Source organism: Aminobacter sp. BE322 (assembly GCF_050433525.1).
GTDB lineage: Bacteria > Pseudomonadota > Alphaproteobacteria > Rhizobiales > Rhizobiaceae > Aminobacter.
Genome location: NZ_JBNPXB010000015.1, coordinates 95,724 through 108,299 on the forward strand (window position 1 = coordinate 95,724; position 12,576 = coordinate 108,299).

At 65.2% G+C, this 12,576-nt stretch carries 10 protein-coding genes and 1 pseudogene; 3 read left to right on the top strand and 8 right to left on the bottom strand.

The genetic code is table 11. The features are described from left to right. Positions 1-4: 4 nt before the first annotated feature. The 8 genes from J2X50_RS19285 to J2X50_RS19320 form a co-directional block, all read right to left on the bottom strand. Entirely contained in the window at positions 5-928 is a 924-nt protein-coding gene (locus J2X50_RS19285; RefSeq protein WP_429097447.1) for an isoaspartyl peptidase/L-asparaginase, read from the bottom strand. Positions 929-930: 2 nt separating this feature from the next. Continuing rightward, positions 931-1,662, bottom strand: coding sequence for an amino acid ABC transporter ATP-binding protein (locus J2X50_RS19290; protein ID WP_429097449.1), 732 nt, complete (start codon positions 1,660-1,662; stop codon positions 931-933). Then, entirely contained in the window at positions 1,663-2,334 is a 672-nt protein-coding gene (locus J2X50_RS19295; protein ID WP_429097451.1) for an amino acid ABC transporter permease, read from the bottom strand. Then, the gene (locus J2X50_RS19300) at positions 2,334-3,005 is read right to left on the bottom strand and encodes an amino acid ABC transporter permease (protein ID WP_429097453.1); all 672 of its coding nucleotides are present in this window, start codon (positions 3,003-3,005) and stop codon (positions 2,334-2,336) included. Before J2X50_RS19300 ends, J2X50_RS19295 begins: the two co-directional genes overlap by 1 nt. 207 nt (positions 3,006-3,212) lie before the next feature. Continuing rightward, complete coding sequence (locus tag J2X50_RS19305) at positions 3,213-4,313, bottom strand: hypothetical protein (RefSeq protein ID WP_429097455.1); 1,101 nt, start codon at positions 4,311-4,313, stop codon at positions 3,213-3,215. Between the two features lie 128 nt (positions 4,314-4,441). After that, positions 4,442-5,668 (bottom strand): TadE/TadG family type IV pilus assembly protein, encoded by a 1,227-nt coding sequence (locus tag J2X50_RS19310; protein WP_429097457.1) that lies wholly within the window; start codon positions 5,666-5,668, stop codon positions 4,442-4,444. Positions 5,669-5,807: 139 nt separating this feature from the next. After that, positions 5,808-6,599 carry a GGDEF domain-containing protein gene (locus tag J2X50_RS19315; RefSeq protein ID WP_429097458.1) on the bottom strand — a complete coding sequence of 264 codons (792 nt, stop codon included), beginning with the start codon at positions 6,597-6,599 and terminating at the stop codon, positions 5,808-5,810. Positions 6,600-6,742: 143 nt separating this feature from the next. Continuing rightward, positions 6,743-7,429: a thermonuclease family protein gene (locus tag J2X50_RS19320; RefSeq protein WP_429097460.1), complete on the bottom strand. Its 687-nt coding sequence runs from the start codon at positions 7,427-7,429 to the stop codon at positions 6,743-6,745. 298 nt (positions 7,430-7,727) lie between these two features. Between J2X50_RS19320 and J2X50_RS19325 the strand changes: the two genes are divergently transcribed. From J2X50_RS19325 to J2X50_RS19335, 3 genes and pseudogenes are all read left to right on the top strand, one after another. Continuing rightward, a complete protein-coding gene (locus tag J2X50_RS19325) occupies positions 7,728-8,642 on the top strand; it encodes a transglutaminase-like cysteine peptidase (RefSeq protein ID WP_429097461.1) in 915 nt (304 codons plus the stop codon). Positions 8,643-8,992: 350 nt separating this feature from the next. After that, positions 8,993-10,381 (top strand): annotated as a pseudogene (locus tag J2X50_RS19330) (TolC family protein). Positions 10,382-10,411: 30 nt separating this feature from the next. Then, positions 10,412-12,547, top strand: coding sequence for a type I secretion system permease/ATPase (locus J2X50_RS19335; RefSeq protein WP_429097463.1), 2,136 nt, complete (start codon positions 10,412-10,414; stop codon positions 12,545-12,547). Positions 12,548-12,576: the final 29 nt, after the last annotated feature.

A 12,576-nucleotide genomic window follows, 5' to 3' on the forward strand; every position in this document is an offset into this window, starting at 1 on the left:
AGTTTTAGGACGTGAACGGTTCGGCGAAGCGGTGTTCCGGTTCCTGCAGGCTTTCGTCCCAGTACCAGTAGCGGATCTGTTCTTCGCAATTCAGGCTGACGACCTTGTGGTTGCCCTTCGCGTCGAGCGCATGGATGACGACGCCGGCGAGGAAGCCCTGCTCGAGCTCGAGCAGTTCCTCGACGGCGAGCGCGATCGCCTGTTCCAGCGTGTGGCCGAGGCGCATGGCGAGCACGATGGTGCGCGCGGTGCCGCAGCGCATGGTCATCTCGCCGGTGTGGGTGCAGGCGGCGGCGCCGAAGCGGCTGTCGGCATAGAAGCCGGCGCCGGGGATCGGCGAGTCGCCCAGGCGGCCGGGATATTTCCACGCCCAGCCCGATGTCGAGGTGACGACGTTGAGACCGGCGGCGCTGTCCTTGGACAAGAAGACCGTAGTGTCGCGCACGCGCTCGGGATCGGTGATGGTGCGGCTGAGCGGCGCCAGCGGAATGTCGGGGAACTTTGCCAGCTCTTCCGGCGAAAGCTCCTTTTCGAGCCGCTCCCACCAGACGCGCCTGCTGTCCTCGTAGAGCGTCTCGTCGACGCCGAAGCCGATCTCGGTGGCGAAGCGGCGGGCGCCGTCGCCGGTGAGCATCACATGCGGCAGGCGCTTCATCACCTCATGGGCGAGGGCTGCGACCGGCAGCGTGTCGGGCACGGCGCCGACCGAGCCGACCTCGCGCGTGGTGCCGTCCATCACGCCGGCGTCGAACTCCATGCGTCCGAGCATGTTGGGCCAGCCGCCGAAGCCGACGGAGCGCACCTTGACCTCGCGCTCGACCTCGCCGATGCCGGCGACCATGGCGTCGAGGCCATGGCTGCCGCCCTTCAGCAGTTCGACGCTCTTGGAGAAGCCGGGCCAGGCCTCGGAATTGGCAAGCAGGATCATAATCAGTCTTTGCGCATCTTGGAGAGGAACTGGGCGACGCGCGGCAGCGCCATGCCCTTGTCGGAGAAGAATTCCTGGGTTGGCAGGTCGGCGATCATCTGCCCCTTGTCGAGGAAGGCGATGCGCGTCGAGATGGAACGGGCGAACTCGATCTCGTGGGTGACGAACACCATGGTCGTGCCACCCTTGGCGAGGTTCGCCAGGATCGACAGAACTTCCGCCGTCATCTCGGGATCGAGCGCGCTGGTGACCTCGTCGAGCAGGAGATAGCTCGGCTTCATGGCGAGCGCCCGGCAGATGCCGACACGCTGGCGCTGGCCGCCTGACAGCTGCGCCGGATAGGCGTCAGCGCGCTCTGAGAGCCCGACCGAGCGCAGCAGTTCGCGGGCTTCCGCCTCGGCCTGCTTACGCGGCACCCTGAGCACCTCGACCGGTGCGAGCGCCACGTTCTGCACCGCCGTCATGTGCGGGTAGAGGTTGAACAGCTGGAAGACGGTGCCCGAGCGCTTGCGCGCCTCGGCGAGTTCGCGCGGCTTGGAGACGTCGAAGTTGTCGACCGTGATCTTGCCGGCGTCGATCTTCTCGAGACCGTTGATGCAGCGGATGAGCGTCGACTTGCCCGAGCCGGACGAGCCAAGCACGGAGACCACCTCGCCCTGGCGGATCTCGAGGTCGATGCCGTTGAGGACGGTGGCGGCGCCGAAGGATTTGCGCAGGCCGGCGATGCTGATCATTTACAGACCCTTCCAGGCGGTATGGGCGCGAAGCCGCTTCTCGAAACGGGCGCCGGCATGGGCCACCAGCTTGGCGGCGAGGTAGTAGAGCAAGCCTACGACGGTCCAGACGACGAAGGGCTTCAGCGTGCGCAGGTTGAGGATGTTGCCGACCTTGGTGAGGTCCATGACGCCGATGACCGAGATCAGCGAGGTGACCTGCAGCTGGTTGACAAGCAGGCCCGTCAGCGGGCCGATGGCGAAGGCGGCTGCCTGCGGGGCGATCACCCGGCGCAGGATCTGCCAGCGGCTGAGGCCGAAGACGCGCGCGGCCTCGAGCTGGTCGCGGCCGACGGATTCGATGGCCGAAACGGCGATGACATAGATGAAGGCGGCACTGTTGCCCGAGAGCGTGATGACGGCGGCCTCGGTCGGCGTGACGTTGATCCTGAGGAAGGCCGGCAGGCCGAAGAAGACCAGGAACAGTTGCACCAGCACCGGCGAGTTCTTGAGCAGCTCGGCGAGGAAGGCGACGACCTGCGCCAGGACCGGCACGCGGTAGAAGCGAACCACCGCCCAAAGCGTGCCGACGGCCAGGCCGATCAGCGTGGTCGACACGAACAGCGCCAGCGAGACGCCGAGCCCCTGCAGCAGGAGCACGAGATCGTAGGGCGTGAAATCGCCGTAGCGCATCAGACCGCTCCCTCCGCCTGGTTGCGATTGAGGTGGCGGTGCAGCATGCCGATCAGGATCGAGACGAACCAGGTCAGCGCCGCATAGGCGACGAGCAGCACGAAATAGACCTCGAAGGGCCGGAAGGTCTGCGAGGCGACGATCTTGGCCGAACCGGTCAGCTCGTTGAGCGTGATGGTCGACAGGATCGACGAGGTCAGGATCAGGTTGATGAACACCGAGCCCAGCGGCCGGACCGAGGCGCGGAGCGCAATCGGCATGACGATCTTGCGGAAGATCGTGCTCTTCGTCAGCCCGCTGACCTGGGCTGCCTCGATGATGCCCGGGTCGATCGCCAGGATGCCCGAGCGAATGACGTCGGAGGTGAAGGCGCCGCCGGCGATAGACATGGCGATGACGCCTGTCGTGAATGCATCGATGTAGATGCCGATCTCGGGCAGCCCGAAATAGAAGAAGAACAACTGCACGATGAAGGGGATGTTGCGGAAGATGTCGACATAAACAGCCGACAGCCGGTTGAGCAGCGGCGAGGCCGAAGTGCGGGCTGCGGCAACCAGAAGCCCGAGCACCAGACTGCCGACGACAGCCAGCAGGCAGACCTGGAACGTCAGCCACGCCCCTTCCAGCAGGAAGGGGATATGCTTGGCGAGGATCGACAGGTCGAACTTCAAGCGGCACGTTCCCGAAGAGTGAAACCGGTTTCACTTTTGCAAGACGGCCAGGCCGCTGTCAACGGCCAACCGGCATGAAACACAGTTTTGGGCATCCGGTGCACGGCGCCCAACGGCGGGCCGAAACGACAACCGCCGCCGGGGGAACCGGCGGCGGTCGAGGGTCTGCTATCCGGGGCCGCCCGTATCGACGGCCTGCCGGTCCCGTCAGTTGGCCGGGGCGAGCACCAGGGTCGGGGCCGGCTCGACCACGGGCTCCAGCACGGGTTCAGCCGTCGGCTCGGGCTCAACGGCCGGCGTTTCCGCCGCGGCTTCCTCGGCCAGGACTTCCTTGACCTGGTCGATCTTGCCATAGGCGTCGCCGACGCCGAGGACGTCCTTCGCCCAGTCGAGCACGCCGTCGTCGAGATAGGCGTCGCCATATTCGGCGACACGATTCTGATTGGCCGCAGCCAACAGCGCCTCGCGGAGGTCCTCTTCCGTCGTGCCTTCGGCAGCCGCATCCGCCGTAGCCTGGGCATCGGCCGCTTCCTGCTCGGCGGTGGCCAGGCTGTCGGCCGCCGCGATTGCGTCCGAAAGGGCGTCCAGCTCGGCATTGTAGGCCTCGAGCTGCGCCGGATCGACCGGGGCGCCCGCCGCCGTCAGCGCGTCGAGCCGATCCTGGAGCGCGGCCGGATCGCTGACCGGCGCGGCACCGTCATAGGGGGTGATGCCGCCCAGGGCGGTCATGGCGGCGTCGAGCTCGAGCTGCGCCGCGTCGGCCTTGGCCTGCGCCGCAGCGGCGGCTTCGACCGCGAGGTCGAGCTTGGCGGAGTTGATGACGTACTCGCGGATAAGCGCCATGCGCGGCGACTGCGAGTTCAGGTAGGCGTGGTAGTTGCGCTTGAGCGAATTGAGGCCGGCAAGCCTGGCGTTGAGGTTCTTCTGCTTGCCCGGGACGGAAGCCTGCAGCACATCGGCGACCGGCGCCTTCTTCTGCGTGGCGTTCGCGTGCTTCGGCCCCTTCTGTTTGCTATCCTGGAGCGAGGCCTTCTTGGTCTGGCCGCCGCCGAACAGAGACTTCAGCGACCCACCAAACGTATCGCTCTTGCCGCCGGCCGAAGCCGACTTGCCGTTGGACGAGCCGCCGCCCTTGCCGCGGTCGCCGCCCCTGTCGTTGCCGCCGCCCTTGTCGTTGCCGCCGCCGTTCTCGCTCTTGGCGTAGGCCTTGGCGAAACCAACGATCGAGGACGCGTCGAGCTTGATCGGCAACGCGCTGATGGCGAGCGCGGACGCCGCGCAGACTAGCAATTTCCTACTGGTGACCACCGGAATTTCTCCCTCTCTCGGTGCGGTGTTCGAATCAAGCCCGCTACACATTAGGGGCCGGCGATATAGGCGCCATCCACGAACTGTTGCAGGCTGCAACATTGGGATGGCTGCGGACGGTCACGCGATCACCTGACCAGCGAAATGATACGGCCGGCATACATCTTCTTGCCGCCGAGCTCGGCCTCGCAATTTGATGTGACAGCCGAGTTGCCGGTCATCTCGATCGTGTTGCCGACGATGCGGATGCACTGTCCGACGCCCGACATGTCGGAGTTGCCAGCGTAGAAGACATGGGCGCCGGGCGCGTAGATGAAGCCGGTCACGTTGGATCCCGAGCCGCCGTTGATCTGCACCTCGTGCGTGTTGCTCTTCTCCTGGTAGATCGTGATCCCGGCGTAGGGCCCGGCCGCGGGCGGCGACAGATTGATCACCTCGTTGGCGTTCGAGGTGAATTCCGCGCCCTCCATCAGGAAGATCGTCACGCCCTTTCCGGTGAGCGTGCCATTGCCGCCGAGCTTGATCTGGCCGCCGCGCAGGATGTAGGTGCCGGGATCGAGCGTCACCTCGCCGGATATCGTCTTGTTGCAGAAGGTGCCGGGCGTCAGCGTCTTGGTCTTGCCTCCGGGCACGGACTTGCAGGCCGTATAGGCAGGCGGAACGATATTGGCGAGCGGATCCATCGACGCGTACTGCTTTTCGCGCGGAATGCCGCAATCGAGGTTGGTATTGTAGCCGGTCAGCCCGGAAGTGCCGCCCACGGTCACCACGCAGTCGGCCGCGACCTGGGCCGAGCCGCCTCGCGACACCGAGTCGCCCGCATCCGAATTGGAGGCGATGACGCAGCCGTCGAGGGTCACCTGGGTCGAGCCCTGCAGCTTCACCGCGGTCGCGGCGTGCGGATCGAGCGCCAGCACGCAGGCGGGCTGTCCCGGCGCCACTTCGACCACGGCGCGGCGCGCCGTCTTCCAGGTGATCGAGCCTCCGATCATGCCCTGTTGCTGGATCGTCGAGGTCACCTCGATGAAGCTGAGGTCGCCCTTGGACGACGCCGAGGCCTGAAAATCCGCCACCTCGTCGTTGTAGATGAGGTCGCTCGCATCGGGGCGGTCGTTGACCAGGTTGGAATCGAAGAAGTCGCGGCCAAGCCGGGTCAGCTCGGTCTTGGTCATGCCGGAGTAATATTTGGTGGCGATCGCAAGGCCGGAGACGTCCAGCGAGTTCTGGAGCTTGGCGGCCTTGTTGTTGAGGCTGACGAAATCGATGGTGCCAGCGACGCCCGCCATGATCGGAACCATGGCCAACGCCGTCATCACCCCGAAATTGCCCCGCCGCGACCGCAGGAATTCCCGCATTGCCCGCCCCCTAGTCAAGCCGTGGACACATTAGGGCACGCTGACATTTCAGGATTTGTTGCGGTAACCGCTAAAATGCCGAACAACTCGCGGAAAAGGCTGTGGGAAGTTATACCCGCAGCATGCCGGAATGTCCGCCTCAGGCGTCCAGGCCGGGCCGGTCGCCATCCTCGGCGGGAAGCTCGGCGAACTCGATACGGTTGCGGCCGCGCGCCTTGGCTTCGGTCAGGCGGTCGTCCGCCTTGCGGAACAGGTCGTCGAATTCGAGCTGGTCCTCGAACAGCACGGCGCCGACGCTGACCGACAGCGGCAGCTTGCGGCCGCCCGGCTCCAGGATGGTTTCGGACACCGTGCCGCGGATGCGTTCGGCGACGCGCTCGGCATTCTCACGGCTGGTGCCGGGCAGGAAGATGCCGAACCCCTCGCCGCCGATGCGACCGACGAGATCGCCCGAGCGCACCGAGGCCTTGACCGTGCCGGCGACGCTCTTCAGCACCTCGTCGCCCCAGGCATGGCCGAACCGGGCATTGATGGCGCGGAAATCATCGATTTCGACGACCAGCAGCGCTCCCTGCCTGCGCCCGCCCTGGGCCGAGTTGCCGCGGAAAGCATCTATGAGATTGGCGAAGACGCCGCTGTTGAGACAGGACGTCAGCGTATCGATCGACGACAGCCGGCTGACCTCGGACCTGAGCGCAGTGAACTTGCGCCGTTCGTTGGCGACCAACGCGAGCAAGGGTGCCGCGACCAGCGCTGCGATGGCGCCCGCGCCGATGACGCCGCGCCACAAGGTTGCGTCGCCCTGGCCCTGGAACAGGATTGCGGCAGCGCCGGCGGCAACCGCCACGATCGCAGTGGTGCCGAGAAGTGTGTAGCGCACGATCGGTCCCGTGCCGTTGCCGCCCGATCGCCCCGAACCAGTATTGTCCACGCCAGATCCCTCCGTACTCGTCGACGAATCGATCTACTGGGCGAGAATGAAACATTCCTTGTACGAATTCGAACAGTTTAACGAATTTGTCGAAAAGCGGTTGGAAATTCCTGTTTCGAGGCATCTTCACCGACAAAAGAGCTTCATTCAGGGCTCCCGAAGACACCCATCCGTGCCTCTCGCGCCACCAGTTCGGCCTTCTCGTAGCCGCCGCCCGGACGCGCCAGGGCCCAGCCGTTGGAGACCAGCCACGCCCCGACATCCTGCTTGCCCAGTCGGCAGGGCGCGGCGACGGGCCAGCGTTCGGCGACCGGCGGTACTTGGCACCGCGGCGCCCGCCCCCGTAGCCAATAGCGAAACGCCAGCAAGGCGCGCTCGCCGCAGCGCCATCGCACGCCCTCGAACTCACAGGTGCTTTCGAGGTCGACCGGTTCCGTACCCGCGATGAGGATCGCATGGCCCATCGCCTCGAACGAGGCGGAAGAGGTGACGACCGGGCGATAGAGCAGCGTCCCTTGCCAATCGTCCTGCCGCGAGCCCCTGCCGGACGAGGCCAGGCCGAGCGCGCCGAGCGGCGCGCGGGCGGCGACGCGCTCGAGTTCCTGCGGACGGACGTCCGGAGGGGCAACGACGTCGGGGGCGACCAGGCGCGCGGACGCGGGCGGCGCGTGGGAGGAGGCTGCCGGGCCAGGCAACGAGGTCTCGTCGGCCGCAGGTAGCCGCTCCGCATGCCTGAACACAGGTTGCGGCGGCACATGGACTCTGCCCGCAGCCATGATCAGCAAGGCGACGGCAGCGACCGCGACGACGGCGGCGAGAGCGACCAGCATGGCGCTCCCGCGCAGTGACCGATCTTTCCATGCGGATGCCGGAGCCGGCGGCATGGGATCAGGCGGACGGCGTTCCATGACGACCTCGATCGATGGCACAGGAGGCCACGAATCCCGCCGGCGCACCAGCCCCTCGTCGAGGCGGCACGCACCTCGGCTCCAGCCAGCATCTCCAAAGATCAGAATTCTCATAAAATTTGAAGAAAAATGCGTTCTACAAATTATTCCATGATTATCTGTATCTCTTTGCGATAATTTGAGACCCCGTTGCTACCGTTCATCAAAATTGGTGGGCGCCATGAAAGCAACGTCAAACAAATACATCGCACGTGGAATTAGACTTCTTGCAACGGCGGCACTTGTCGCCACGACACTGCAAAATGCCACCGCAAGCGACGACCAGATGCAGTCCTCGGTGCAGATGCCGGCCCTTCTCGGCGGCGTGGCGCTGCGCCTGCCCGCCGCGACCCGGGCAGCGACATCGTTCGATCCGGCGGCGGACGCCAGCGGCCTCATCGAACGCGCCGTCCAGGTCGTCGCATCGGCAGCTGCCGAGGAGCGCGCCGGGGTGGACCCGATCCAGACCTCCGGCATCGTCCCGGGCGTGTTCGGCTCGGTTGCCATTCCGATGCGCAACTTTCCCGTCGCTTGGCGCTGGAGGAAGGTCTACAGCCAGATCGGCGAATGCACGCAAGGCGTCGCCTGCGGCAAGCGGGGCGCCTCCTTCGCGATGCTTACGGTGGGCGTCCGCGACAAGAAGTTCCTGGACAAGCTCGCCACCGTCAACCGCGTGGTCAACACCATGATCGGCTACCGCAAGGACAAGGAAATCTACGGCGGCCTCGACTACTGGGCGACGCCGGCGGAAACGCTGGCGCGCGGCATCGGCGATTGCGAGGACTTCGCGATCCTCAAGATGGCGGCGTTGATCAAGGCCGGCGTACCGGCCCAGAGCATGTCGCTGGTCGTGCTCCAGGACAGGGAACTGAAGGTGTTCCACGCGGTACTGTCGATTGCTACCCAGAGTGGCAGTTTCATTCTCGACAATCTCTACAACGACGTCCGCCGCGACGACGAGCTGAAGAGCTACGTGCCGCTCTATTCCTTCAGCACCGACCGCGCCTGGATCCATGGTGGACGCCCCGGATCGGATCAGGTGGCTGCCTTATCCGGCGATTTCACCACGATCGCGCCCGGAGAAGGCCTGCAGTAATCTTGGCCTGCACGTCCCTCGAATGAGGGGGTCGCACGACAATTCCTGGTTTCAATCACCGAGGCACTCCCGCAAGACCGAAAAACTTCGGATATCCTTGGAGCGAAAGTAGTTTTAGCCTTTAAGAATGTAGCATTTTTGCTACAGGTCCTGGGTCAAATGGCGCGAATCGGATCAATCCGGTACAACCGCAATCAATTTGCTGTCGCTTTTCGCCAACAGCTGGATAATTGCAGTCGGTGGATGTGCTGAGGGGCGACGCTGGCGGGAACGCCGTGGTGGAGCGGGGAGTTTTCGAAATGCATCTTGGAAAGTTTGCGACGCGGTTCGGCTTCCTGCTTGCAGCGACCATGCTGTCGGGCACAAGTGCCGGCGCCTTGACGCTCAAGGAAGCGATTGCCGTCGCAGTCGAATCCAACCCGGAGATCGGCCAGGCCATCGAAAACCGCGAGGCGATCGAGTTCGAGCTACGCCAGGCCAAGGGTCTTTACCTGCCCAGCGTCGACCTCGAGGCCTCGACCGGCGTGCGCCGGCTCGACAACCCGTCGCGGCGCCTGAGCGACCGCGAGGACGATGCGCTCTATCCGTCGGAAGCCGGCGTCGTGGTCACCCAGAAGCTGTTCGACAACGGCGCCCGCAGGGCCGAACTCAGCCGCCAGGCATCGCGCGTCGACGGCGCTTCGTTCCGCGTGCTCGAGCGCTCGGAGTTCATCGGGCTGTCGGTCGTCCAGGACTATCTCGAATACATCCTCCAGGCCCAGATCGTCGGCGACGCCAAGAAGAACCTCGGCTTCCACCAGTCGATCCTCGGTGACATCCAGGAAGGCATCAAGGGCGGCGCGCTGACCGACGCCGACAGGCAGCAGGCCGAGGAGCGGCTGTTTGCCGCCAAGGCACGCGTGCAGGAGGCTTCCGAAGAGCTGGAAGCCGCCAAGATCAGGTTCTTCAAGACCGTCGGCAAGCCGCTGGTCAATGCGTCGAAGCCGGGCTCCGTGGCCAAGGCCCTGCCCCGCTCGCTCGACGATGCGCTGGGCATCGCCCGCCGCAACAATCCGCGCGTCAGCATGGCCAACAGCGACATCGACGCGGCCGCGGCACTGGTCGACGCGGCACGGGCCAAATACGGCCCCGAAGTCGTCGCCGAAGGCCGCGCGCGCGTCGGCTACGACATCGACGGCGCCGAGGAAGACACCAACGACCTGCAGGCCCGGCTGGTGCTGCGCTGGAACCTCTACCGCGGCGGCATCGACTAGGCCAACGAGCAGGAGCAGATCCGCCGCGTCAGCGAGCAGCGTCTCGCGCTGCACCAGGTGCAGCGCGAAGTCGAGGAGGCGGTGCGCATTTCCTGGGATCGCCGCTTCCGCCAGGCGGATCTGGCCAAGACCCTGCGCCAGCAGTCCATCGCCAATGACAGGCTGGTCGCCTCCTATCGCGAACAGTTCAAGGTGGGCCAGCGTTCGCTGCTCGACGTGCTCGATGCGCAGAACACCCGCTTCAACACCGAGACGCTGTCGAATACCGCGGCCTTCGCATCGCTGTTTGCCGAGTACAGGCTGCACGCCGCGACCGGCCAGTTGCTGAAGACCATGAACGTCGCGCCGGCCAAGCAGTCGGACGCCTACGCGCGGAGCGAGTTCAACGTACCCGAGACCGCCGATACGGAAACCTATGCACGGACACCGTCGCAGCAGGCGAACGATCTGCCTTTCGACCTGCTGGCTCCCGTCAGAAAGAAGTAGGGTGTAGCCTGACGGCCGCCCCCGCCGCTCATGAACCAACAGGCACACATCCAGACGCCGGCCGAAGCATTCAAGAAATGCTTCTCGGCCGTTGCGGCCTATCTAGGCCGCCCGAGCGCTGAGACAGTCCTGTTCTCCGGCGTCCCGATCTCGGATTCCCGTATCGAGATGCAGGAGATCCGGCATCTCGCCGAACGGATCGGGCTGGAGACCGAGGAATTCGACCACCGCGACTTCGCGCGCGGCCGCTTCGACCTGCCGGTCATCATCTTTCGCCAGAACCGCCTGCCGATTGCACTGTTGGCCGAGCAGCGCGACGGCGCGGCGTTCCTGACGGGACCGCAGGAGGACGGGCGCACCTCGATCTCGCGCGATGAACTGCTGAGCATAGCGATCGAAGGCGGCGCGAGCTTCTCGATCACCTACGCCAACACCGCCGAGGAGATGAGCGCCGGCACCGCCGCCCGCATCGAGCGCAAGCACTGGCTGTTCGGCACCGTCGGCGCCTTCTGGCGATCCTATTCGCGGGTGGCCCTGGCGGCGATCTTCATCAACCTGCTGGCGATCGCTTCGCCGATCTTCACCATGAACGTCTACGACCGCATCCTGCCCAACAAGGCGATCTCGTCGCTCTGGGTGCTGGCGCTGGGCGTTTCAACCGCGATCCTTTTCGACCTGCTGCTCAAGACGGCGCGGGCGGCGCTGATCGACCATGCCGGCCGCAAGGCCGACCTGCGCATCTCCTACATGCTGTTCGAGAAGGTGCTCAATTCGTCCCTGAGCTCGCGGCCGGCCTCGACCGGCGAATATGCCAATCGTGTGTCGCAATACGAATTCGTACGCGAGTTCTTCACCTCGAACACCGTCAGCACCTTCATCGACACCGGTTTCGTCTTCATCTTCCTGCTGGTGATCTATGCGGTCGCGGGCTGGCTGGTCATCGTTCCGGTCGTCGCCTTCATCGCCGCGATCGTGATCGGCCTGGTGGCGCAGCACCGCATCGGCAAGCGGGTCGCCGCGTCGATGAACGAGGCCTCGCAGCGCCAGGCGCTGCTGATCGAATCGATCTCGACGGTCGAGACGATCAAGTCGCTGCGCGCCGAGGCATATCTGCTGCGCAAGTGGCGCGAGCATTCCAAGAATGCCGCCAACACGTCGGAAAAGATCAAGCAGCTTTCGGCTGCCGCCGCCAACATCACACAGTTCATCCAGCAGCTGGTGACGGTGGCGCTGGTCGTGGCCGGGGCCTACGCTTTCGAGCTGGGCGCCGTTTCCACCGGCGCCATCATCGCCGCGGTGATGCTGTCGGGACGCGCCGTCGCGCCGCTCGGCCAGCTCGCCATCACCATTTCGCGCTTCCGCCAGGCGACGCTGTCGCTGAAGGTCTTGAACACCATCATGCAGCAGCCCGAGGACCGGCCGGACACGGTCGGCTTCGTCAACCGCCCGATCCGGTTCGGGGCGCTGTCGCTGCGCAATGTCGGCTTCGCCTATCCCGGCACCGAGGCGCAGGTGCTGACAGGCGTCAACCTGACGGTCAATCCCGGCGAGCGCGTCGGCATCATCGGCCGGATCGGTTCGGGCAAGACCACCTTCGGGCGCCTGATCGGCCGCCTGTTCCTGCCGACATCGGGCGAATTGCTGCTCGACGGCATCGACGTGCGCCAATACCACCCCTCGGAAGTGCGCGCCGCGGTGGGCATCGTCGCCCAGGCCGGCGATCTCTTCTCCGGCACGGTGAAGGAAAATCTCCTCATGGCGCGGCCGGACGCCAGCGACGAGGAGATCATCGCGGCCGCCAAGGCGGCCGGCGTCGACGAATTCGTGTCCCGCCACCCGCGCGGCTACGACATGAATGTCGGCGAGCGCGGAACCAACCTCTCCGGCGGGCAGCGCCAGTCGGTTGCCATCGCCAGGCTGCTCCTGACCAAGCCCAAGATCGTCTTCCTGGACGAGCCGTCGGGCTCCATGGACCTGGCCTCGGAGCGGCAGTTAATCAAACAACTGAAAATCGCCTTCGACGACAAGACGACACTGATCATATCGACGCATCGTTATAGTATGCTTGAGATCGTCGATCGCCTAATTGTCGTCGAACAGGGCCGGATAGTTGCAGACGGGCCGAAGGATAAGGTCATCCAGGCGCTGCAGCGGCCGAACGGCTGAGCACGGACGTCTGGGCGATTGGTTATATT